The 24,145-nt window shown below is 44.4% G+C and carries 25 protein-coding genes; 14 read left to right on the top strand and 11 right to left on the bottom strand.

What is annotated here, in order from left to right:
- The first annotated feature begins 121 nt into the window (after positions 1-121).
- The 5 genes from leuA (at position 122) to VME0621_RS11060 (ending at position 5,864) form a co-directional block, all read left to right on the top strand.
- Complete coding sequence (gene leuA / locus VME0621_RS11080) at positions 122-1,669, top strand: 2-isopropylmalate synthase (protein ID WP_062456755.1); 1,548 nt, start codon at positions 122-124, stop codon at positions 1,667-1,669.
- 120 nt (positions 1,670-1,789) lie between these two features.
- Positions 1,790-2,878: a 3-isopropylmalate dehydrogenase gene (gene leuB / locus VME0621_RS11075; RefSeq protein WP_031496032.1), complete on the top strand. Its 1,089-nt coding sequence runs from the start codon at positions 1,790-1,792 to the stop codon at positions 2,876-2,878.
- 60 nt (positions 2,879-2,938) lie between these two features.
- Positions 2,939-4,339 carry a 3-isopropylmalate dehydratase large subunit gene (leuC, locus tag VME0621_RS11070; protein ID WP_062456752.1) on the top strand — a complete coding sequence of 467 codons (1,401 nt, stop codon included), beginning with the start codon at positions 2,939-2,941 and terminating at the stop codon, positions 4,337-4,339.
- A gap of 13 nt (positions 4,340-4,352) precedes the next feature.
- The gene (gene leuD / locus VME0621_RS11065) at positions 4,353-4,955 is read left to right on the top strand and encodes a 3-isopropylmalate dehydratase small subunit (protein ID WP_006074847.1); all 603 of its coding nucleotides are present in this window, start codon (positions 4,353-4,355) and stop codon (positions 4,953-4,955) included.
- Between the two features lie 129 nt (positions 4,956-5,084).
- On the top strand, positions 5,085-5,864 hold the full coding sequence (locus VME0621_RS11060) for a DUF547 domain-containing protein (RefSeq protein WP_370736770.1): 780 nt from the start codon (positions 5,085-5,087) through the stop codon (positions 5,862-5,864).
- 40 nt (positions 5,865-5,904) lie between these two features.
- Here the strand turns inward: VME0621_RS11060 and VME0621_RS11055 are convergent, their stop codons facing one another.
- Together VME0621_RS11055 and djlA are read right to left on the bottom strand one after the other, a co-directional pair.
- Positions 5,905-6,447, bottom strand: a complete 543-nt coding sequence (locus VME0621_RS11055) for a DUF924 family protein (RefSeq protein WP_006074845.1) — start codon at positions 6,445-6,447, stop codon at positions 5,905-5,907.
- Positions 6,447-7,295, bottom strand: a complete 849-nt coding sequence (djlA, locus tag VME0621_RS11050; RefSeq protein WP_038229178.1) for a co-chaperone DjlA — start codon at positions 7,293-7,295, stop codon at positions 6,447-6,449. Before djlA ends, VME0621_RS11055 begins: the two co-directional genes overlap by 1 nt.
- A 159-nt stretch (positions 7,296-7,454) precedes the next feature.
- Between djlA and lptD the strand changes: the two genes are divergently transcribed.
- From lptD to VME0621_RS11020, 6 genes are all read left to right on the top strand, one after another.
- Positions 7,455-9,785 carry an LPS assembly protein LptD gene (gene lptD / locus VME0621_RS11045; RefSeq protein WP_062456746.1) on the top strand — a complete coding sequence of 777 codons (2,331 nt, stop codon included), beginning with the start codon at positions 7,455-7,457 and terminating at the stop codon, positions 9,783-9,785.
- Between the two features lie 89 nt (positions 9,786-9,874).
- A complete protein-coding gene (surA, locus tag VME0621_RS11040) occupies positions 9,875-11,179 on the top strand; it encodes a peptidylprolyl isomerase SurA (RefSeq protein WP_038229174.1) in 1,305 nt (434 codons plus the stop codon).
- Positions 11,169-12,155 (top strand): 4-hydroxythreonine-4-phosphate dehydrogenase PdxA, encoded by a 987-nt coding sequence (gene pdxA / locus VME0621_RS11035; protein ID WP_062456743.1) that lies wholly within the window; start codon positions 11,169-11,171, stop codon positions 12,153-12,155. Before surA ends, pdxA begins: the two co-directional genes overlap by 11 nt.
- Positions 12,152-12,958 (top strand): 16S rRNA (adenine(1518)-N(6)/adenine(1519)-N(6))-dimethyltransferase RsmA, encoded by an 807-nt coding sequence (gene rsmA / locus VME0621_RS11030; protein ID WP_062456740.1) that lies wholly within the window; start codon positions 12,152-12,154, stop codon positions 12,956-12,958. Before pdxA ends, rsmA begins: the two co-directional genes overlap by 4 nt.
- 89 nt (positions 12,959-13,047) lie before the next feature.
- Positions 13,048-13,428, top strand: coding sequence for a Co2+/Mg2+ efflux facilitator ApaG/CorD (gene apaG, locus VME0621_RS11025; protein WP_006074838.1), 381 nt, complete (start codon positions 13,048-13,050; stop codon positions 13,426-13,428).
- 8 nt (positions 13,429-13,436) lie between these two features.
- A complete protein-coding gene (locus tag VME0621_RS11020) occupies positions 13,437-14,243 on the top strand; it encodes a symmetrical bis(5'-nucleosyl)-tetraphosphatase (protein ID WP_062456737.1) in 807 nt (268 codons plus the stop codon).
- A gap of 46 nt (positions 14,244-14,289) precedes the next feature.
- On the opposite strand, the gene folA is transcribed toward VME0621_RS11020, so the two are convergent.
- The 7 genes from folA to rplU form a co-directional block, all read right to left on the bottom strand.
- Positions 14,290-14,769: a type 3 dihydrofolate reductase gene (folA, locus tag VME0621_RS11015; protein ID WP_062456734.1), complete on the bottom strand. Its 480-nt coding sequence runs from the start codon at positions 14,767-14,769 to the stop codon at positions 14,290-14,292.
- A 19-nt stretch (positions 14,770-14,788) separates the two neighbouring features.
- Positions 14,789-15,262 carry a threonine/serine exporter family protein gene (locus VME0621_RS11010; protein ID WP_062456731.1) on the bottom strand — a complete coding sequence of 158 codons (474 nt, stop codon included), beginning with the start codon at positions 15,260-15,262 and terminating at the stop codon, positions 14,789-14,791.
- Complete coding sequence (locus tag VME0621_RS11005) at positions 15,262-16,029, bottom strand: threonine/serine exporter family protein (protein WP_062457027.1); 768 nt, start codon at positions 16,027-16,029, stop codon at positions 15,262-15,264. The genes VME0621_RS11010 and VME0621_RS11005 overlap by 1 nt, the downstream gene beginning before the upstream one ends.
- A 109-nt stretch (positions 16,030-16,138) precedes the next feature.
- Entirely contained in the window at positions 16,139-17,194 is a 1,056-nt protein-coding gene (locus tag VME0621_RS11000; protein WP_006074833.1) for an FUSC family protein, read from the bottom strand.
- A 140-nt stretch (positions 17,195-17,334) separates the two neighbouring features.
- On the bottom strand, positions 17,335-18,501 hold the full coding sequence (gene cgtA, locus VME0621_RS10995; protein ID WP_038229165.1) for an Obg family GTPase CgtA: 1,167 nt from the start codon (positions 18,499-18,501) through the stop codon (positions 17,335-17,337).
- A gap of 268 nt (positions 18,502-18,769) precedes the next feature.
- Positions 18,770-19,027: a 50S ribosomal protein L27 gene (gene rpmA, locus VME0621_RS10990; protein WP_004409945.1), complete on the bottom strand. Its 258-nt coding sequence runs from the start codon at positions 19,025-19,027 to the stop codon at positions 18,770-18,772.
- A gap of 21 nt (positions 19,028-19,048) precedes the next feature.
- Positions 19,049-19,360 carry a 50S ribosomal protein L21 gene (rplU, locus tag VME0621_RS10985; RefSeq protein ID WP_006074830.1) on the bottom strand — a complete coding sequence of 104 codons (312 nt, stop codon included), beginning with the start codon at positions 19,358-19,360 and terminating at the stop codon, positions 19,049-19,051.
- A gap of 272 nt (positions 19,361-19,632) precedes the next feature.
- Here rplU and ispB point away from each other — a divergent pair, with 272 nt between their 5' ends.
- Entirely contained in the window at positions 19,633-20,604 is a 972-nt protein-coding gene (gene ispB, locus VME0621_RS10980) for an octaprenyl diphosphate synthase (RefSeq protein ID WP_062456728.1), read from the top strand.
- A 55-nt stretch (positions 20,605-20,659) separates the two neighbouring features.
- Here the strand turns inward: ispB and VME0621_RS10975 are convergent, their stop codons facing one another.
- On the bottom strand, positions 20,660-20,851 hold the full coding sequence (locus tag VME0621_RS10975; protein WP_031496916.1) for a hypothetical protein: 192 nt from the start codon (positions 20,849-20,851) through the stop codon (positions 20,660-20,662).
- A 105-nt stretch (positions 20,852-20,956) separates the two neighbouring features.
- Complete coding sequence (mdh, locus tag VME0621_RS10970; RefSeq protein ID WP_038229161.1) at positions 20,957-21,892, bottom strand: malate dehydrogenase; 936 nt, start codon at positions 21,890-21,892, stop codon at positions 20,957-20,959.
- A 338-nt stretch (positions 21,893-22,230) separates the two neighbouring features.
- Between mdh and argR the strand changes: the two genes are divergently transcribed.
- Both argR and VME0621_RS10960 read left to right on the top strand, forming a co-directional pair.
- Positions 22,231-22,701, top strand: a complete 471-nt coding sequence (gene argR / locus VME0621_RS10965; RefSeq protein ID WP_006072881.1) for a transcriptional regulator ArgR — start codon at positions 22,231-22,233, stop codon at positions 22,699-22,701.
- A 334-nt stretch (positions 22,702-23,035) separates the two neighbouring features.
- Positions 23,036-24,004, top strand: coding sequence for a TAXI family TRAP transporter solute-binding subunit (locus VME0621_RS10960; RefSeq protein WP_006072880.1), 969 nt, complete (start codon positions 23,036-23,038; stop codon positions 24,002-24,004).
- Positions 24,005-24,145: the final 141 nt, after the last annotated feature.

Genomic DNA, 24,145 nt, shown 5'->3' with positions numbered 1-24,145 from the left:
GGGTAGGTTGTGGACGAAAAACACCACTAAGAATTCTAAAAAAACCCGCTTAGACAAGCGGGTTTTTTTATATCGATTGAACTGGACGTAAACGATTAACCTGTACAAAGAGGAAGCAACTATGAAAGATCAGGTGATAATATTCGACACCACATTGCGTGACGGCGAGCAAGCACTTTCAGCAAGTCTGACAGTTAAAGAGAAACTGCAAATTGCTTATGCGCTCGAGCGTCTAGGTGTTGATGTTATTGAAGCTGGCTTCCCTATCTCCTCTCCAGGTGACTTTGAGTCAGTACAAACCATCGCTAAACACATCAAAAACAGTCGAGTTTGTGCATTGTCACGCGCAGTGGCTAAAGATATTGATGCCGCCGCTGAAGCGTTAAAAGTCGCAGAAGCATTCCGTATTCACACGTTCATCTCTACCTCAACGGTTCACGTTCAAGATAAATTGCGTCGTAGTTATGATGATGTGGTCGAGATGGGCGTAAAAGCGGTGAAACATGCACGTAACTACACCGACGACGTTGAGTTCTCTTGTGAAGATGCAGGACGCACACCAATCGACAATCTTTGCCGTATGGTCGAAGCCGCTATTGACGCTGGCGCAAGTACCATCAATATTCCAGATACGGTAGGCTACACGGTTCCAAACGAATTCGGTGGCATCATCCAAACCCTTTTCAATCGCGTTCCTAACATCGACAAAGCGATTATTTCGGTGCACTGCCATGATGACTTAGGCATGTCGGTGGCGAACTCTATCGCAGCAGTCCAAGCAGGTGCTCGCCAAATTGAAGGCACCATTAATGGTATCGGTGAGCGCGCGGGTAACTGCTCTCTAGAAGAAATTGCGATGATTATTAAAACGCGCCAAGAACTTCTAGGTGTCCATACTGGCCTGCAACATCAAGAAATCCATCGCACCAGTAAATTGATTTCCCAGCTATGCAACATGCCAATTCAAGACAACAAAGCCATTGTTGGTGCGAATGCATTTAGCCACTCTTCAGGCATTCACCAAGACGGTATGTTGAAGAACAAAAATACCTACGAGATCATGACACCGGAATCCATTGGCCTAAAAGACAAAGCATTGAACCTAACGAGTCGTTCTGGTCGAGCTGCTGTTAAGAGTCATATGGATGCGATGGGTTACAACGAGAATGAATACAATCTAGACACGCTATATGAGGATTTCTTGAAGCTAGCGGATCGTAAAGGTCAGGTCTTTGATTACGATTTAGAAGCATTAATGCACTTTGCGAACTTGCGTGCCGAAGACGACTTCTTTAAGTTGAACTATCTAAGCGTTCAATCTGGTAGCATCATGGCAACGACAAGCATCAAGATTCAATGTGGTGATGAAGAGAAATGCGAGGCGGCCGTCGGTAACGGCCCAGTTGATGCGCTTTATCAATGTATCTATCGCGTGACGGGTTACGACATTGTTCTAGATAAGTTTGATTTGACTGCAAAAGGTGAAGGCGAAGATGGTTTGGGCCAAGCAGATATTATTGCTAACTACAAGGGTCGCAAATATCACGGGACTGGTGTCTCAACGGATATCGTTGAAGCTTCTGGTCAAGCCCTACTTCATGTTATCAATAGTATTCATCGCGCTGATCAGATTGAAGAGATGAAGCAGAAAAAAGTAGAAGCGGTCTAAGGTAAGCGTTCATTCCCAAGACCACAGGAAAATTTAGCCCCTTGCTGTTGTTGTACAGACAATAGTTTTCAAGGGGCTTAAGAAATATAAGCAAATACAACATTTAAGGAAATTAGCCCCATGGCAGGTACTTACAAGATTGCAGTTCTACCAGGTGATGGTATTGGCCCAGAAGTTATGGCTCAAGCACATAAAGTGTTGGATGCGATTTCAGAGAAGCACAACATTACACTAGAACGTGAAGAATACGATGTAGGTGGTATCGCCATCGATAATCACGGTTGCCCTCTTCCAGAGAGCACAGTGAAAGGCTGTGAAGAATCAAACGCAATCCTATTCGGTTCAGTTGGAGGTCCCAAGTGGGAGCACCTTCCACCCAATGACCAGCCAGAACGTGGCGCCCTTCTACCACTTCGCAAACACTTCCAACTATTCTGTAATTTACGTCCAGCGCAAATTCACGCTGGTCTAGAAGACTTTTCACCTCTTCGTGCTGATATTTCAGCAAAAGGCTTCGATATTGTAGTGGTTCGTGAGTTAACAGGTGGCATCTACTTTGGTCAGCCAAAAGGTCGTGAAGGTGAAGGCCCGACAGAAAAAGCGTTTGATACTGAGGTCTACCACCGTTTTGAAATTGAACGCATTGCCAAGATTGCCTTTGAGTCCGCACGTCTTCGCAACAAAAACGTTTACTCCATCGATAAAGCGAATGTTTTACAAAGCTCTATCCTATGGCGTGAAGTAGTTGAAGAAGTAGCAAAAGAGTACCCAGATGTAACTCTAAACCACATGTACATCGATAACGCGACCATGCAGTTAATCAAAGATCCGGCTCAGTTTGACATCATGCTTTGCTCTAACATCTTTGGTGACATCATTTCTGATGAGTGTGCGATGATCACAGGTTCTATGGGCATGTTGCCATCAGCAAGTCTTAATGAAAGTCAATTCGGTCTCTACGAGCCAGCTGGCGGCAGTGCACCAGACATCGCAGGTAAGAACATTGCTAACCCAGTAGCACAAATTCTTTCTGCTGCGCTAATGCTTCGTTACAGCTTAGGTGAAGAGGCCGCAGCGCAAGACATCGAAGCCGCAGTTAGTAAGGCACTATCTGCAGGCGAGTTAACGGCGGATCTAGCAGGCGATAAGCCAGCACTTAGCACTTCTGAGATGGGTGACAAGATCGCAAGTTACGTATTGAACTCATAATTACAACATCGCCTTCGCTGCGCCTATAGGGGTGTGGCGGAAGAAGCAAGGAATTTAGCAATGTCAAAAACACTATACGAAAAAGTCTACGATGCACACGTCGCCGTAGAAGCGGAGGGTGAAAACCCAATCCTATATATCGATCGTCACTTGGTTCATGAAGTGACATCTCCTCAAGCATTTGATGGTCTGCGCGAAAAAGGTCGCCAAGTGCGCCAAGTAGGTAAGACTTTCGCGACGATGGACCACAACGTTTCGACAACGACCAAAGACATCAACGCCTCTGGTGAAATGGCGCGTATCCAGATGGAAACGCTATCCAAGAACTGCGAAGAATTCGGGGTGACGCTTTACGATATCAATCATAAATACCAAGGTATTGTTCATGTTATGGGCCCAGAGCTTGGTATTACGCTACCAGCGATGACCATTGTTTGTGGTGATTCGCATACGGCTACTCACGGTGCATTTGGTTCATTGGCATTTGGCATTGGTACCTCAGAAGTAGAGCACGTCCTAGCGACTCAAACACTAAAACAATCTCGCGCTAAAGCGATGAAGATTGAAGTCAAAGGTAAAGTAGCTCCCGGTGTAACGGCAAAAGATATCGTCCTAGCCATTATCGGTGAAACTACAGCAGCAGGTGGTACGGGTTACGTCGTTGAGTTCTGTGGTGAAGCGATTACTGACCTTTCTATGGAAGGTCGTATGACGGTATGTAACATGGCTATCGAACTCGGTGCGAAAGCAGGTCTAATCGCTCCTGATGAGACGACGTTTGAGTATCTAAAAGGCCGTAAGTTCGCTCCTCAAGGCGCTGACTGGGATGCTGCCGTTGAATACTGGAAAACCTTTAAAACCGATGACGATGCTAAGTTTGACGCAGTCGTTACACTTAACGGTGCCGATATTAAACCTCAGGTTACTTGGGGCACCAACCCCGGCCAAGTTATTGCCGTTGACCAACCTATTCCATCACCGGAAAGCTTTGCTGACCCAGTAGAAAAAGCATCTGCAGAAAAAGCGCTGGCTTATATGGGTCTAGAAGCGGGTAAATCACTTAAAGACTACCCAGTAGACAAAGTATTTGTAGGTTCTTGTACTAACTCTCGTATCGAAGATATGCGTGCTGCAGCTGCTGTTGCTAAAGGTCGTAAAGTCGCAGATCATGTGCAAGCTTTGATTGTCCCTGGCTCAGAGCAGGTAAAAGCTCAGGCTGAAGCGGAAGGCTTAGACTCTATCTTTAAAGAAGCGGGCTTTGAATGGCGCTTGCCAGGCTGCTCAATGTGTCTGGCGATGAACAATGACCGCCTAGGCCCACATGAGCGCTGCGCCTCTACCAGTAACCGTAACTTTGAAGGTCGTCAAGGCCGTGACGGTCGCACACACCTAGTCAGTCCTGCAATGGCAGCCGCAGCGGCTATCGCAGGTCATTTTGTTGATATCAGAGAGCTAGACTAAGAAGGAAACCCACATGTCAGGATTTAAACAACACACCGGCTTAGTCGTACCTTTAGATGCAGCGAATGTCGATACCGATGCCATCATCCCTAAGCAGTTTTTACAGAAAGTAACTCGCACTGGTTTTGGTAAACACCTATTCCACGACTGGCGCTTTTTGGACGACGCAGGCGAGCAAGACAATCCCGAATTTGTTATGAATGCTCCTCGCTATCAAGGCGCTAGCATTTTACTTGCTCGTGAAAACTTTGGCTGTGGCTCTTCGCGTGAACACGCTCCCTGGGCACTGGCTGATTACGGCATCCAAGTAATGATCGCTCCAAGCTTTGCTGATATCTTCTATGGCAACTCTATCAACAACCAAATGGTACCAGTTCGGTTAACGGAGCAAGAAGTGGATGAACTGTTCCAATACGTCGAAGCAAACGAAGGTGCCGAGATAACTGTCGACCTAGAAGCAATGAAAGTAACCGCTAACGGTAAGTCTTACAGCTTTGAGATTGACGAGTTCCGTCGCCACTGCCTATTAAACGGTCTAGACAACATTGGTCTAACGTTGCAGCACGAAGACAAAATTGCAGCTTATGAAGCCAACATTCCTAGCTTCCTAAAATAAATGCCAAAACGAATTGATAAATCCCAGCCAAGCGCTGGGATTTTTTTCACTAAATTGAAATAACTCGGCACCTTTACAGGTCTGATGGATTAGCCTTACATAAAATGGATCGTTGCTATGGTTAAAACACTGCTTAGAGCACTCACGACTTCTCTCTTATTGTTTAGTTTTACTGCGTTTTCCGCACCGAAATCTGAGCTTTGGGCTTACTGGAACTCAAGTAATGAAGCAAACCTTCAAAACGTGTCACACCAAAGCTGGCAAGCCTTTCTTGATAAATATTTGGTAGTAGAAGGTGACAATACCTTGGTACGTTACGTTCGAGTTTCTCCTAACGATAAGCAGCAATTAAAAAGTTATCTGTCGGAACTCGCAGCCATCGACCCTAGAACACTGAATAAAGCGGAACAGTACGCTTACTGGGTGAACCTCTACAATGCGATTACCGTTGACCTAATTTTAGATAATTACCCAGTAAAATCGATTACAAAACTGGGTGGTTTGTTTAGCTTTGGACCTTGGGGAGATGATGTCATTACAATTACAGGTCAAACGCTGACACTTAATGATATTGAGCACAGAATTCTTCGTCCTATTTGGAACGACCCAAGAACCCATTACGCCGTTAACTGCGCCAGTTTAGGATGTCCAAACCTGCAACCTCAAGCGTTCACATCAAGCAACACAGAAGCGTTACTGGAACAGGCGGCAAGCACTTTTATCAACTCAAATAAGGGCGTAAACATCAAAGGTGACAAGGCAACACTTTCGTCGATTTACGACTGGTTTGCTGAGGACTTCAAAGCTCAAGGTGGTGTCATTGCTCATATGGCAAAATACAGCCCTAAGCTAACAGGGTTTGCGGGTAAAATTGACTACGATTACGATTGGGCTTTAAACAAAAAATAGCATTAGGGTTCAGACTTACTTGCCTAAACCTTACTGCATTTCAAAAACTAGAGCCGGGCTGGGTAAGAAATTCCAGCTCTTCCTCACTAGATTGTCGCCCTAAAATCTTATTCCGATGTGGGTAGCGGCCAAATCGCTCGATAATCACTTTGTGGCGATATTCAAAATCCAGGTTATTTTCAAGACCGCTTTGTTTAAATAAACGCACAGCCTCTTCATGAACAACCAAAGATTCGCTATGCATATAAGGCATGTATAAGAAGCTACGTTGCTCTTCGCTTAACTTCATATCTTCGCCTAATGCTACCGCTTCTTGGGCGAGTACCAACGCCATTGGGTCGGACAAAAATGACTGAGGCTTACCACGATATAAATTCCGAGAAAACTGGTCCAAAACTATAATTTCAGCTAGGCGTCCTTGTGGGCTTTTACGCCACGTATAAAGCTCACCGAGCACAGCTTTATTATGCAGCGACAAAAAGCGCTGCTCGATGAGGTCATCTAGTACCTCATCTCCAGAGAACCAATCTGCGGGCGTTAATTCACCAAACCAAAAGTCCAGTACATCCTTGTCTGTCTGCATTATTTAAATCCCTTCACCTTCTTAATTAAATCATAGGCATTTTGAATCTCTTGCGATTTTTCTTTTGCCATATTCATCATTTCAGGTGGCAAACCTTTAGCCATCAGTTTATCTGGATGATGCTCATTCATCAGTTTACGATAAGCTCGTTTGAGCGTCTTCGCATCGGCATCTTCAGACACACCAAGCACATCATAAGCGTCAGAAAGCTGCGACGCACTGCTCGCTTGCTGCCAACTTCCTGATTGTTGACCACCTTGATAATGACCGCCACCAAAATTACCACCCTGCTGGAATCGGAACGCCGCTTCTTGCATTCGTAATCGCTGCTCTAACTGCTGAGCTGAGAAGCCAAGTCCTTGCGCAATCCGGTGCAACACTTCTCGTTCAGCAGGGTGAACACTTCCGTCAGCAAAGGCTGCTGAAATTTGCAGTTCCAAAAAGAACTGAAGCAGATCATGACGACCGCCCGACGAAATACGGACCTTATCAAGAATACGTTCTAACGGAAAATCCGCCGACTTCCCCTCGCGGAACGCTTCTTGAGCTGCTCTTTTTTGCTCACTATTAAGGTTCATACGATCCATCATAATGGTCGCTAGTTGAATCTCTTCTTTGGTGACTTGTCCTTTCGCTTTGGCAACATGCCCCATCACAGCATAGGCAGAGGTGAGAAATTCTTCTTGTCGTTTAGCTTGATCTGCACCGCCAAATCCACCTCGTGCAAAACCACCTTGATTTAATCGTCTCGCTTTGTCGAACTGGTGCCCAATGAATAAACCGAACAGCGCACCTAACGGTCCGCCAAATAACATGCCGAAAAATACGCCTAAAATTTTACCTATCATGTGATTTATGTGCTCTTTATTTATGAATTTTTGCGCTGATTCGCAGTCTACTAGTGTCGTTAAGGTCAATTTCCTTTATGATAGAGACCGTCTTATAAACGATTCAATATCAATCGAATTCAACTGAATGAATCAAGTTAAACAGGATAGTACAACTCGATGTCACGTTTTTCCCGCACATATCTAGCGGCCTCAATAGGTGCTGCGCTGCTAGCGTCTTACGCACATGCCGAAGAAACATCGAAAAATAGTGGGCAAACTATGCCACCAGCAGAGCAGTGCTCTGTTGATACTGCACAAAGTTCTGACTCCAATCAAGAGCCAATCAATATAGAAGCGGATTCTTTGGAAGCCATTAATGGTCAAAGAGCCACCTATAAAGGTGATGTTGTTGTGGTTCAGGGCAATAAAACTATTACTGCAGACAGCGTTACACTTCACCAAGATGAAAATGTTGTCGTCGCAGAAGGTAATGTCACCTTAGAAGACGGACAGTTCAAAGCGGTTTCCGACAAAATAACCAATAATCTGAACAAAGATGAAATAACAGCAGAGAACACTAAATACAAAATGCTGTGTGGCGGTGGTCGTGGAGACGCCGTATTTATTTCGAAAACTGGTAAATCTTTGTATCAAATCGATGACGGCTCTATTACAACATGCCCAGAAGATGATAACTCTTGGCGCTTTGTTGCTGATGATATCCGTGTTAATCAAGATGAAGAATCTGCAACGCTTTATGGAAGTCGTGTTGAAGTAAAAGATGTCCCTATCTTTTACATGCCTTATATGACGATGCCGACCAGTAATAAAAGAAAGACGGGGGTGCTCTTCCCATCATTTTCACTGGGTTCTAAAAACGGCCTTGAATTAGATATTCCTGTCTATTGGAATCTCGCACCAAACTATGACTTGCTAACAAATTTTCACTACATGCAAACTCGTGGTCTTCAGCTCAAAGGTGACTTTAGGTACTTAACCGATACCAGCCGAGGAAACTTGCTTGGCGAGTACTTGGCTAATGACCAGAAATACCCTGAAAAAGGTGATCGTTGGGCCTTCCAATATAAAAACAACAGTAATTTTGGCCAACATTGGAAGCTCGACCTCGACTACTCTCAAGTGAGTGACAACGAGTACTTCCAAGACCTTGATTCTAGTATTGGTAGTCGATCTGAAGGCCAGTTATCACAAAAAGGTACCATCGGATATCGTGAGCAATTTTGGGATGCGGCATTAACCGTCCAAGACTTCCAAATTCTTGTGGACGATACCAAACCGTATCAATTGATGCCGCAATTTGAGTTTAATTACTATCGTCCAGAGATCTACAAGACGCTCAACTTCGATATGATTTCCCATATATCGCGCTTTGAAACTGATGACCAAGAAAAGCCATCAGCTACTCGTGTACACATAGAACCTGGACTAACACTTCCACTATCAAACACTTGGGGCACATGGACGACTGAAGCACGCTACATGCTCACACATTATCAACAAGACCTTGATGGCCGTGTTGTCGGGGAGGGAACCAACCTCGGTCCTTTAAAAGAAACTGTTGACCGCGCTTTACCTGAATTCAGAACTCACGCTGGAATGGTCCTTGAACGCGATACCACCTTTGTAAATGGGTATACTCAAACATTAGAACCTCAAGTGCAGTATCTATATGTACCTGAAGTAGACCAGAGTGACATATATAACTACGATACCACTTTACTACAGACTGATTACTATGGTTTGTTCCGCAGTCGTCGTTTCAGTGGTGTCGACAAAATTGCAGCTGCCAATCAGATCAGCTACGGTGCAACCACTCGCTTTTATGATAGCGGACAAAAAGAACGTTTGGCCGTTTCATTTGGTCAAATCTATTATTTAGATGCTGCTAGTAAGAACCCAAATAGTGTTGCAGATACGGATTCATCTAACTACTCTTCTTGGGCAATTGAGACCGATTTTAATATTAATGACCGAGTGTTTTACCACGGCGGTGTTCAATATGATATTGACTCTTCAGCCGTAGCTCTTGGAAATAGCGCTCTAGAATACCGTGTCAATGATGACTTCATTCAAGCGAACTATCGCTATGTCACGAAAGAGTACATTGAAAGTGTCAACAGCTATACTCCCGCCGAATTGGACAAGCTGACACGAGATGGTATCAACCAAGTTGGCTTATTAGGGGGGTATAAGATCAACCGCAATTGGTTGGCAACGGGTCAATACTACTACGATATGACTGAACGAGTTTCTATCGAGTGGTTAGCTAAGCTAGAGTACCACTCTGATTGTTGGTATCTTGGCGTAGACTATAGTCGTCAATTAAGAAGCTGGGAGTCTGGCATCGTCGGAATAGGTGCAGCCAACTTTGAAGATAATATTCGCCTAAGCTTTGGCATTACAGGTCTTGGAGGTAGCTCAAAAGCACCTGAGCCGCCAAATGGCAACGCACTAAAGTATGGTCGACCATTTATACTTAATGACTAAGCATGATAGTGCTCGCGTAATAATATCAAGTTAGGAACTTTATTAACTTCACAGACTCTTAGTCTGTGAAGTTTTCACTAGGAATATCGATGAAATTTATAAGCAAACTCCTTTCAACATGTCTTTTGTCGGTTATGGCTTTACATGCCATTGCCGAACCCGTTGAGCTTGATCGCGTTCGTGTTATCGTCAACGATGGCGTTATCCTACAAAGTGATATTGATTCTGCTACTAAGACTCTTACTGCCAACGCTCGAAAAAATGACCAAGAGCTACCTTCTGCAGATATTATCCAAGAGCAAATCCTCGATAAACTGATCTTAGAAAAGCTGCAATTACAAGAAGCTGATCGCATTGGTGTTCGTATCGATGATAACCGACTAGAAAGCACGCTTAACGATATTGCGAATAACAACAATCAAACCATCGAGCAACTTCGCCAAACCGTACGTGAAGAAGGACTAACCTGGGAAGCATTTCGTGAACAAATTCGTGATGAAATCGCCGCCAGTGAAGCTCGTAACGCTATGGTAAGACAACGAATCAACATTCTACCAGCTGAAGTCGATAACCTCGCAGAGCTGCTTGCTAAAGAAAGCGACGCTACTGTGACCTATAAGATTCGTCACATTCAATTGCGCTTTAACGACGGCGAAGATAAAAGCGTTCAAGAGCAGCAAGCGAAAGACCTAGTTGCACGCCTAAAATCGGGTGAAGATTTTGCTACCATGGCATATACCTACTCAAAAGGCCCGAAAGCGCTAGAAGGCGGTGATTGGGGCTGGATGCGTAAAGAAGAGATGCCGACCATCTTTGCAGACCAAATTAAGATGCAAACTAAAGGCACTATTATTGGTCCATTCCGCAGCGGTGTTGGTTTTCACATCTTAAAAATTGAAGACGTTAAAGGCTTAGAGACGGTGTCTGTTACTGAAGTGAACGCACGACACATTCTTATCAAACCTACGGTTATTTTAAGTGATGAAGGGGTTCAAAGAGAGCTCAACAATATCATCGCTAAAGTTCAATCTGGTGAATCTACCTTTGCTGAAATGGCCGAGCAATATAGCCAAGACCCTGGCTCAGCTGTCCAAGGCGGCGAACTGGGTTACCAAACACCAGAACTATACGTTCCGGAGTTCAAGCACCAGGTTGAAACCTTGCCTATTGGCCAAATCAGTAAGCCATTTAAAACCGTACACGGTTGGCACATCGTCGAAGTTCTAGATCGTAGAGATGTAGACAAGACAGGCTCAGCCATGCAGAACCGCGCATACCGCATCTTGTTTAATCGTAAGTTCAATGAAGAAGCTTCGGCCTGGATTCAAGAACTTCGCGCCAGTGCATTCGTAGAAATGGTGAACGATGATGAGGAAGATAACAATGCCAACTAAGCGTATTGTTGTTACCGCCGGAGAGCCCGCAGGTATAGGCCCCGATCTCGCGGTTGCTCTCTCACAGCGAGACTGGCCACATCAGGTGGTTATCTGTGCTGATAAGACCTTAATTGCCGAGCGTGCACAGCAGCTTGGCATTGACATCGACCTACTCGATTATGATCCGACGGTTTATGATTCACATTGCAAAGGCCGCTTGGTTATTTTACATGAGCCGTTGCAAGTCCCTGCCAAAGCAGGAAAATTAGACGAAGCGAATGGACAATACGTGTTAAATACCCTAGAAAAAGCAGCAAAAGGCTGTATGAAAGGTGAATTTGATGCTATTGTCACCGGCCCTGTGCATAAAGGGGTGATCAATCGAGCTGGTGTCAGCTTTAGTGGCCATACTGAGTTCTTTGCAGAAGTATCAAATACACCACTTGTGGTCATGATGCTGGCAACGGAAGGATTAAGAACCGCACTTGTCACGACTCACCTTCCATTATCGGAAGTACCTGCAGCCATCACCGAAGATCGTGTTACACGCATTGTTGATATATTGCATCACGACTTGGTCACCAAGTTTGGTATTACCAAACCCAATATCTATGTCTGTGGCCTCAACCCTCACGCAGGTGAGGATGGCTGCTTAGGTATGGAAGAGATAGAAACTATCACTCCTACTCTAGAGAAACTTCGCACAGAAAAAGATTATCAACTTATCGGCCCATTACCCGCCGATACGATATTTAATGACAAATATTTACGCGATGCGGATGCTGTCTTAGGCATGTATCACGATCAAGTTCTCCCTGTACTTAAATACAAGGGCTTCGGTCGTTCAGTAAACATCACTCTTGGTCTACCCTTTATAAGGACATCGGTCGATCATGGCACTGCATTGGATCTTGCTGGCACAGGCCAAGCAGATTTTGGCAGCTTTGAGACAGCACTGGCGTACGCAATAGATTTAGTAGAGAGCAGACAATGAGAAATGATGTCCACCTAGGGCACAAAGCAAGAAAGCGTTTTGGTCAAAACTTCCTAAATGATCCTTACGTTATCGACGGAATTGTATCAGCAATTAATCCGCGTCCAGGTCAAAACTTAGTTGAGATTGGCCCAGGTCTTGGTGCGATTACTGAACCAGTAGGCAAAGAAGTCGACAAGTTTACAGTTATTGAATTAGACCGAGATCTTGCAGAGCGTCTACGCAATCACCCAGATTTGGGAGATAAGCTCACCATTCACGAAGGTGACGCTATGCGTTTTGACTTTACTCAACTTGTTAATCCAAATAACAAGCTGCGTATCTTCGGTAACCTGCCGTACAACATCTCTACACCTTTGATGTTCCACTTATTTGAGTTCCATAAAGACATCCAAGATATGCACTTTATGCTACAAAAAGAAGTGGTGAATCGCCTTGCCGCCGGTCCAGGTACAAAAGCTTACGGCCGTCTGACGGTCATGGCTCAGTATTACTGCAAAGTGGTTCCAGTACTTGAAGTACCACCAACAGCATTTGTTCCACCACCGAAAGTAGATTCAGCGGTAGTAAGATTGGTTCCTTATGAAGAACTACCTTATCCTGCGACTAGTTTGAAATGGCTAGATAGAGTCTGTCGTGATGGCTTTAACCAGCGTCGTAAAACCGTTCGTAATTGCTACAAGTCTCTTATGTCGGCAGAAACGCTGGAAGAACTGGGCGTAAACTCTTCTATGCGACCAGAGAATCTAACATTACAACAGTTCGTAGCCATGGCTAACTGGTTAGATGAAAATCATAACTAATTCATTAAAAAACGCTCACTAGCTTGCTAATGGGCGTTTTTTTTTGTCATAGTGAATAGGCAGCCCTTTCAACAGCATAGGAGAGTCATATGGATACAACTTCGCCATGCGTGAAATGCCAAGTACATACCAAATACGTTGAAGAGCAATCTGACCCAGACAATAAGCGCTTTGTCTTTGCTTACGTCATCACGATAAAAAACCTAAGTCAGCAAACTGTGCAATTAATGAGTCGACGTTGGCTGATTACTGATGCTAACGGAAAACAGATCAGTGTCGAGGGTGAAGGTGTGATCGGCCAACAACCAATAATCGAAAAAAGTGATGAGTACACGTATACCAGTGGCACGGCTATTGAGACACCTGTTGGCGTGATGCAAGGTCATTACATAATGATCGATGCCAACGGCAAAGAATTCATTACCGAAATAGAGCCATTCCGCTTAGCTATTCCCAATATTCTAAATTAAGGTTTTTTGTGGCAAATTACATTGTTGGTGACATTCAAGGTTGCTTGGATGAATTGGAACTACTGTTGTCGAAAAGTCATTTCGACAAACAAAAAGATACCCTTTGGATTGCCGGAGATCTCGTCGCTAGAGGCCCTAAATCACTGGAAACACTCCGCTTCGTCAAAGCCATGGGAGAGGCTGCAAAAGTCTGTCTGGGCAATCATGATCTTCACTTATTAGCCGTATCGCTTGGCGTACACAAAGCGAAACCCAAAGACAAAACACTTCCGATTTTAGAAGCTCTAGACAAGACAGATTTATTAGACTGGCTCAGACACCAGCCTTTGCTCTTAGAACATGATGAATTTGTCGTTTGTCATGCAGGTATTTCTCCTCAGTGGACTTTAGAACAGGCGAGAGTCAATGCTCGAGAAGTTGAGCAACAACTACAAAGTGATGATTGGCAAGCACTCATCCTTAATATGTACAGCAATGACCCCGACTTCTGGCAATCAGGACTCACCGGTTTCGAACGTTGGCGTTACATCATTAATGCCTACACCCGAATGCGCTTTTGTTATCCAGATGGGCGCTTAGATATGGCCTGTAAGCTACCTCCTAGCGACGTAAACCCTCTAGAATATGTTCCGTGGTTCCAATTAAAAAATCGAGTCCCGCTTAATAAAACCGTGATTTTTGGGCATTGGGCAGCACTAGGAGGCTACATCAGTGAACAGATTATAGGATTGGATACCGGGTGTGTTTGGGGAGGTAGCCTTACTATGATTCGTTGGGAAGATAAGGCCGTTTTTGAACAACCAGCCTTGGGTTAAATATTCAATAAAAGACGCCTAAGAAACCTCTCTTAGGCGGCGAATATTAGCGCTCAAGAATGACGAACTGCATGTCGTAAGCGTTTTTGTCATCCGCTTGATATTGCTCACTATGCACTTGTTTCCAGCCTTCTCCCCAATCAGGAAATTGAGTATCACCATCAACATTTGCATCGATATAGGTTAGATAAAGCTTGTTTGCCATCGGCATACAGTGCTCGTAAAAGCTACCGCCACCAATGATCATCGCTTCTTCCACATCACTCACTAAGCTCAAAGCTTGTTCCAATGAAGTTACCGTCTCCACTCCATCTATGCAAAGCTCAGAATTTCGACTAACGACAATGTTTTGACGACCAGGTAAAGGGCGCCCTATAGATTCATAGGTTTTTCTACCCATAATAACGGGTTTTCCCATGGTGCACTTTTTGAACCAGATAAAGTCGGCAGGTAAGTGCCAAGGCATTTGGTTATCTTTGCCTATGACTCGATTGTCTGCCATAGCGGCAATCATGCTAATAATCATTGAGGTACTGTATTCCTAGTTAAACGACGGGTCGGCTGCGATAGAATAACAGCCCGGGCATGGCTAGACCAATAGCCAAACCAGCAATTATAAACATCGCCTTTAGGAAGTTCTCCATTAGAGTCGCTACAAGCTCAGGGGTATAACCAAGATGATTGATTTCCACCATAGCAATCATAGCTTTATAGGCAAACACCCCTGGAACCATCGGTATTAGCGCGGCCACCGTAAACACTTTAGGATGAGCTAGAAACTTATGCGACCAATGAACGCCTATCATACCGACAATCGTTGCGGCGAAAAAAGTCGCCCATTCAATCGGAACACCATAATGCATCATCAAAAAGCGAGAGCCATGACCAACTGCCCCACCAATCGCGCAATAAGCTAACGCATTTTGAGGAACATTAAATACCAACGCAAACCCTACTGCTGGAATGGCAGCAAAGAACATATCGTTAAGTAGAGCAAATAATAATTCCACTATTGTCATTACTGAGCCCACCCTAGAACATCCGTCAGACTCATGGCACCAATTATCCCCAAGCAGGTTGCTAGGGTTAATAAGCTGGCAAATACAAAACGAGCGATCCCCATGTTGACATAGCCTTTGACCATATCAGCAACAGAGTTAATTAGCGGAAAGCCGGGGACTAACATGAGCACTGATGACGCCATTACTAATTGAGGCTGCGCTCCGATGTTATAGATAACCGCTTGGGCAGAAATAAGTGTGGTAACAAACGCCGTGACGGAGAAGTTTAAGAGTGGGTTAAAATGGCGATGGCCAATCTCTTGACGTACCGTCATACCAACAGCAGAAGCCAAGAAAGTCATAGCGAACACTGACCAATCACCGCCAGCGAGGCGGCTAAAAGCAGCGCATGATAGCCCTATCATCACCACGACTAACCAGCGATTGTAACGTTCAGGGCTGATCTTGTTCAGTTTTTTCTGAGCTAGTTGATAATCAAGAATGCCTTTCTCCATCATGATACAGATACGTTGAACCTGAGTCACAACACGCATATTAAGCCCACGATCTGGGCTTCGTCTTGCCGTCGTAACACAATGTTCTTTGTAAACCGTGGTAATCACTAATGAACTTGCTGACAGTGATACTTCTACTTCGTCCATAGAAGCAGCAATACCCATTCTTCGAGTAATATCGCCAACTAACGTACTTTCTGCGCCATGAGCAAGTAACATTTGCCCTGCTTGCGCAATCAGCCGAGAGACGGCTCGTTGCTTAGAATCCATTCCAGTTTTTTCGTGGTCATTCAGTATTGAATCCATTTTAGGGGCATTTTCATTGTTGATGAACTAAAAACTGGGGCACGATTGACAGAAAACAACAAATTTGTGAAAACTACTCTTGAGACAGATTCAGCGAATAAACTAACAGTCGTTTTAGGCTTACAAGGTCTTCCATTAGCTTCAAATTAAGCCATAAGTAGCCATTGATGCTCGTCTCCTCACCATCAATCTTTGGCAAACTGTTTTTTAAGGTCTCTCTTGCTGTCGCAATTTCTTTACCTGAAAGCTCGGTCTCTAATTTCCCGGTCATTATTAATGTTGCAAGTGCTTCGAACTCTTTCTCAATGATTTTCTGGCAATCATTAAGGGGTTTGGACCAAAGCATATTCAAATGACTGTGCCTGTCGCTCCAATAAGAGGTGTTCAAAAGTTCAATGGAGTAAAGCATGTTGCGAAGCTGTACTTGAATCGCTTCTAATAGTTGTGCACTCAGCTTTGACTCTTTAACTGAAGGAGAAATGAGACTTCTCAAGGTTACCATCTCCTTCATTAGCGTTTGCTGGTAGCGCTCAAGGTTCGGCTGTTCAAGCATGTTCAATGATGTGGATATTTGATAGACCTTAGCAAACCGGTCCAGCGTGGCGCCTAGACGCATGCGCCAATGAATAAACGCTCTTTGCGGATAAATAATGCAAAACAACACCGCTAATACACAGCCAATCGTTACATCAAGACCACGCCACAACGCAACTTCAATATCGTGATTACCTGCTCCAATAGTGACCGCAAGGGTAATACCAATCAGCAAACCCACATAAGGGCGTTTACCTAACGCAAAATAGGCACTACAAAACATCACAGCGCCGCACCAAGCATACATAGCCAACATTGACCATTGTCCAAGTAAAATGGCGGTAATCCCTGACAATGCTCCAATAATCGTTCCCATAGTGCGATGCCAAGCTCGTGGTAAAACATTACCTAAATACGAGATAGGGCCAATCACTACTACTAACGTAATGAGTATCCAGGTGCTTTCGGGAATCTGAAAATAACTGGTTAAAGCTAGAGTTAAAACGAATGCCACGGAAATCCGAATACCATGTACAACACGGTAGTGTTTAAATATCAGAGCATCCACATCCGAAATTCGCCGATTTAAATCCATTTAAAAGGCTTCCTTTAGCATAAAGGGGGAGAAAAGAGAGTTTGTATCAGTTTGCCTTAGTACAAGCCACACTGAAATAATGTGAGTACAAAAAAAGCTGCAAAGTAACTTTGCAGCTTTTTAAATCATTGAGGTAACAATCAGTCACGGACGTAGACAACGTGGCCGTCATCTTCTTCGTCGTCCCAATCATCCCAATCGTCTTCAGTAATCACGTCTTTACCAGACATTGCATCTTTGTGGTAATCATCCCACATAAAGTCGACTTTCTCTTCCTCAGAAATCTCTTCTTCAGCGCGAGGCAGTGTTTCCATAAAGTCAGCAAGCTTATAGCAAAGCTCTTTAGTTCCTTGCTTATTCACTGCAGAGATCTTGAAGTACTCATCTTCCCAACCAAGTGCGTCGAGGATCTCTTGGATCACTTCATTCGCTTCTTCTTCTGGCATAAGATCGACTTTATTGAATACTAACCAGCGCGGTTTATCCGCTAGCTTTTCGCTGTACTGCTCTAGCTCATCGATAATCGTCAGTGCGTTCTCGATAGGGTTACTTTGATCGATAGGCATTATATCGATCATGTGCAGCAATACTCGGCAGCGCTCTAAGTGCTTAAGGAAACGAATACCTAAGCCAGCACCGTCTGCGGCACCTTCAATCAGACCTGGGATATCCGCCACAACAAAGCTTTTCTCAGGAACAACGCTAACCACACCTAAACTAGGGATCAGTGTAGTAAATGGATAGTCGGCTACTTTTGGCTTAGCCGCCGAAACTGCACGGATAAATGTTGATTTACCCGCATTTGGCAAACCAAGCATACCCACGTCAGCAAGTAGCAACAGCTCTAAACGCAATTCACGAATTTCGCCTTTAGTACCCAGTGTTTTCTGGCGAGGAGCTCGGTTAACCGATGACTTAAATCGAGTATTACCTAGGCCGTGCCAACCACCCTTTGCAACCATCACTTTTTTGCCATGTTCAGCAACTTCAGCAACGATTTCATTAGTGTGAATATCTACAGCTCGAGTACCGACAGGCACTTTAAGTACCTTATCTTTACCACGCTTACCAGTACAGTTACCACCGCGACCATTTTCGCCACGCTCAGCTTCGTAAAAGCGTTGGAAGCGATAGTCAATGAGCGTATTTAGGTTCTCATCTGCTTCGATATAGATGTCGCCACCGTCGCCGCCATCGCCACCGTCAGGACCACCTTTCGCTACGAATTTTTCACGCCAAAAACTAACGACACCGCTACCGCCATCGCCCGCTTGGACTTTTACTACCGCTTCATCAACGAACTTCATCTCTTACTCCGACTACTTCTTCGCTACCCACCACCAAAGCCATCCTGCCGAAAAGACATAAGATCACTTTGTGGGCTCAATCAATTATCACTACATTTTAGCAGATGACAGAGACGATTCCCCATGGTGCAAAGCTTGTTGTTTCAACATAGCTATGCCTAGAGACTCGTCTCTATCGACTGCCCATATAAATAAAAAACCCCGCCGACTCGGCAGGGCTTTTGAATTCAGCTAGAAAGCTTATTCGTAATTCAGCTTAGCGCTAAAATTACTCAGCTTCGATGCTAACGAATTTACGGTTCTTAGGACCTTTAACTTCGAATTTCACTTTACCTTCAGTAAGAGCGAAAAGAGTATGGTCTTTACCGATACCAACGTTAGTACCAGCGTGGAACTTAGTACCACGTTGACGTACGATGATGTTACCTGCAAGAACAGACTCACCACCGAAACGCTTAACACCTAGACGTTTGCTTTCTGAATCGCGGCCGTTACGAGTAGAACCACCAGCTTTTTTGTGTGCCATTGTTAAACTCTCCTAATCGAATTAAGCGTTGATGCCAGTGATTTTCACTTCCGTGAACCACTGACGGTGACCTTGTTGCTTACGAGAGTGCTTACGACGACGGAACTTAACGATTTTTACTTTATCGCCACGACCGTGTTGTACCACTTCAGCAACTACCTTGCCGCCCTCAACAAGAGGAGCGCCAACTTGAATGTCTTCACCGTTAGCAACAAGAAGAACTTTATCAAATTCAACAGTTGCACCAGTTTCAACGTCTAATTTCTCTAAACGAAGAGTTTGACCTTCGCTTACACGGTGTTGTTTACCACCAGATTGGAAAACAGCGTACATATTTTACTCCGCTTTTTCCGCACAGCCTTTTGATTGTTATTTCAACAAATAGGGTGTGCGCTAAACTAATCATCAATAGGGCGCAGATTCTACGCGAATGATTACCCTATGACAAGCCATATTTTGAAAAAATTGGCGAAACACTAATCGCCAATGAAAAGTGCGGCAATAATGCCCTTTCACCATGTATTAATCAACGTTTTTTAGTGTATTATTCACAGATTATAACCAACGACTAAGCCTTATTGGCTCTAAGCTCAACCGGGTACGTAATGGATTTTAAAGCTATCCAAGCACTGACTGCCGATGATATGGCAAAAGTGAATGAAACAATACAAGCACAATTAAACTCAGAAGTTAGTCTAATCAATCAACTTGGTTTCTATATTGTAAGTAGTGGCGGCAAGCGCTTAAGACCGCTACTCGCGTTGCTTTCAGCGAAAGCTTTAGGATATCAAGGTAACGCACATACAACGGCTGCTGCGTTTATTGAGTTCATCCATACTGCGACGTTATTGCACGACGACGTAGTAGATGAGTCAGATATGCGACGAGGTAAAGCAACAGCAAACGCCGCCTTTGGTAACGCTGCGAGTGTTCTAGTAGGTGACTACATCTATACTCGTTCTTTCCAAATGATGACGGGTCTTGGCTCATTGCGCATTTTAGAGCTTATGAGTGATGCCGTGAATGTCATCGCAGAAGGTGAAGTTCAGCAGCTAATGAACTGCAATGACCCTAATACTTCTGAAGCAAGCTACATGCAAGTCATCTACTCTAAGACGGCACGTTTGTTTGAAGCCGCGACTCAAGTTGGAGCCATCCTCAACGATGCCTCTCCAGAAGTCGAACTTGCACTACAGAATTACGGTAAGTACCTTGGAACCGCGTTCCAGCTTATTGATGACGTCATGGATTACACCTCTACGGGTGAAGACATGGGTAAAAATGTCGGTGACGACCTAGCTGAAGGTAAACCAACATTACCGCTTATCCACGCCATGCAGCACGGTGAAGAACACGAAAGTGCGATGATTCGCGAAGCAATTGAGAAAGGTAATGGGATTGATAAGCTCGATACCATTATGGCAACAATGAATCGTGTGGGCTCATTAAAGTACACTGAAGACATGGCCTTTAAAGAAGCTGATAAGGCCATTGAAGCACTTTCTATCGTGCCTGACAGTGAATATAAAGAAGCCTTAATCGCGCTTGCCTACATGGCAGTGAAAAGAACGGCATAAAGTCAAAGGGCAGTGATTGTGTATCACTGCCCTTTTCCGTTTCTGACACCAAGCTTTAGTAGTATTTATCACAACCGTTATGAAGCTGCAGCTCTTCTTCGACTTCGTCAACAGATAGTGCCCATTGCTCCTCGCTTCCTATTGGTTCGACCAAAACGGACTGTGACTGCTCGTCGACAACAAGCACTCTGCCAGCGCCGTGTTGTGAATCCACCCACATACCTTTTACTACATCTTTCATTTCCATGACCCTTCCTCCCGCTCCGCTTTATTACGGAGTCTTATAGGGTATAGATCAAAAAAGCCGATCTTAAAAAGACCGGCTTTTGCTATATAAATTAAATGTAGGAGTTTACTTAGCGAACTCTACACCAATTTCAATATCTTTGTTAAGCGTCTCTAGCATGCCATCTAGTGCTGCTTTCTCGTAATCACTGAGCTCACCGTAACTAAGGATAGCTTCTGCGCCGTCTTTACCTAGCTTAACTGGTTGTGCGAAGAATGGAGCGTGCTCACCATCACCTTCCACATAAGCACACTCAATAACGTTCTCTTCGCCTTGAAGACCTTTAACAAGAGCTAAACCAAAGCGACACGCTGCCTGACCCATAGACAAGGTCGCAGAACCGCCACCCGCCTTCGCTTCAACCACTTCAGTACCCGCGTTTTGAATACGCTTCGTTAACGCTTCTACTTCTTCCGCAGTAAACTCAACACCTTCTACTTGAGAAAGTAGCGGTAGAATAGTCACACCAGAGTGACCACCAATAACTGGTACACGAATATCACCTGGATCTTTAGCTTTCAGATCAGCTACAAAAGTCTCAGAACGAATAACGTCAAGCGTCGTCACACCGAACAGTCTACGCTTGTCATACACACCTGCTTTCTTCAGGACTTCAGCTGCGATAGGCACTGTGGTGTTAACAGGGTTAGTGATGATACCAACACATGCAGTAGGACACACTACCGCGATTTTCTCGGCCAATGACTTAACGATACCTGCATTGACATTGAATAGGTCTGAGCGATCCATACCTGGCTTACGCGCAACACCCGCTGAAATTAGAACCACATCAGCACCTTCAAGTGCTGGTGTTGGATCTTCACCCGCGTAGCCTTTAATAGAAACAGGCGTTGGGATGTGGCTTAGATCAGCTGCTACACCTGGAGTGACGGGAGCAATATCATACAGGGCTAGATCAGAACCAGCAGGAAGACGGTTTTTTAGCAATAGGGCTAGGGCTTGGCCGATGCCACCTGCGGCACCAATAACAGCTACTTTCATGGGAGTTCTCCTTGAGATTTATATCTCTTATTAATAGTCTTGTAGGGTAATTTTTCATCGATTAGCTAAAAAGTTATAGTAATCACTAATCGATTACAATCAATTAACCTCAGCTTTGCGAGCTCGCGCAACTCACTGATTACGTGCTACTACGCTATCATGACAAGAGGGTGATGAGAACCCATTTTTCCCCTTGCTAATTATAAGGTTATCATCGCTAACCTCAGCATTGATAATAGTGATACCGTTGGCATAAACCATGGATTATTTGGTCAAGATCGAGGTTCTGTGCCACAATAGCCGGATCACTGCTAGTTGAACAAAAATAAGAGGCGTTTATGCGCAATAATGACAAACAAGACAACCTGGTTCGCGCGTTTAAAGCGTTACTAAAAGAAGAGCGTTTTGGTTCTCAGGGCGAGATTGTCGACGCATTAAAACTTGAAGGGTTTGAGAACATCAACCAATCAAAAGTGTCACGCATGTTGACTAAGTTTGGCGCAGTGAGGACCCGCAACGCAAAAATGGAAATGGTGTACTGCCTACCAGCAGAGCTTGGCGTTCCAACTGTCTCTAGCTCTCTACGTGAATTGGTTCTTGATATAGATTACAACAACGCTATCGTCGTTATTCACACTGGCCCAGGTGCTGCACAGTTGATTGCTCGATTGCTCGATTCTCTGGGTAAAGCAGAAGGGATTCTAGGGGTCGTTGCAGGCGACGATACCATCTTCATCACACCAACCTTGAGTGTGTCTACCCAGCAATTGTTTGAATCGGTATGCGATCTTTTTGATTACGCTGGCTAAGTTTTAAACATTAACATTTAGAATAAAGTATCACGGAACATGATTGTTCCGTGATTTATATCACATCTTGATAAATCGAAAAATAAGCCACAAAAAACGCCTAATTACCTGTTTTTATTGAATTACACCCTGGTAACCCCTATCCTTCCAAATCCTCTAGCACAGACAATTCCCCTATATTCATTAACAATTCAGTAATTTTCTGCCAATTTTTTTGGTATGATTGCGCCACTTTTTCAACATATGGATTGAAAAAGATGCCGTTTCCACATAGGAAACCTCTGAAGACATCTATAGTTATTCAGGGCTAATAATGAATAAGGAAGGGAAATTCATGGCATTTAAGAAACTTGTTAAAATTGGTGCTATTGCCGCTGCCGTTATGGGCACTGGCGCTGTTAACGCTCAAGAGTTCATCACAATTGGTACAGGTTCGGTAACAGGTGTTTATTACCCAACTGGTGGCGCAATCTGTAAGCTTGTGAATAAAGGCCGTAAGGAACACAATATTCGTTGTTCAGTAGAGTCCACTGGTGGTTCTATCTACAATGTCAACACAATGCGTGCTGGTGAGTTAGATTTCGGTATCGTTCAATCTGACTGGCAATATCACGGCTACAACGGCACAAGCAAATTTGAAGAGCAAGGCCCTTACAAAAAGCTTCGTGCAATGTTCTCTCTGCACACAGAACCATTCAACATTATCGCTCGCACTGATGCTGGTATCGAAAACGTAACTGACCTTAAAGGTAAGCGCGTGAACATCGGTAACCCAGGCTCAGGTGACCGTGCGACAATGGGCGTTGTTATGGATGCAATGGGTTGGACCAACGCAGACTTTAAACTTGCATCAGAGCTTAAAGGTTCAGAGCGTTCTCAAGCACTTTGTGACAATAAAATCGACGCATTCGTTTATGTGGTTGGTCATCCAAACGGATCAATCAAAGAAGCAACAACATCTTGTGATGCTAAGCTAGTTCCAGCAACAGGCGCACAAATCGATGAGATCGTAGCGGCAAACCCATACTACGCGTACAGCAATGTACCAGCAGGTATGTACCGTGGCACGGATCAAGATGTGAAGAGCTTTGGTGTAGCAGCAACAATGGTAACCACATCAGATGTTTCTGATGAAGTGGCTTACAACGTTGCAAAAGCAGTGTTTGAAAACTTTGACACGTTCAAACGTCTGCACCCTGCATTTGCTAACCTGAAGAAGGAAGACATGGTACAAGCAGGCCTATCTATTCCTCTTCACCCAGGTGCAGAGAAGTACTACAAAGAAGTTGGTCTTCTTAAGTAAGACGACTCCGTAGGGGAAGGCTCCCTTCCCCTATCACTTTTCTAATATGAGTATCACTCAAAACAATCAACACCAATTAACCCAATTGGTGTGGCTATTTGGGCTCTCTTTCCAAGCCCGTCATTTTTAGAGCCTTAAGAA

Source organism: Vibrio mediterranei (genome assembly GCF_900088415.1).
In the GTDB taxonomy this organism is placed as follows: Bacteria; Pseudomonadota; Gammaproteobacteria; order Enterobacterales; family Vibrionaceae; genus Vibrio; species Vibrio mediterranei.
The sequence above is the reverse complement of the archived record's forward strand: the minus strand, read 5'-3'. Positions and strand labels throughout refer to the sequence as shown.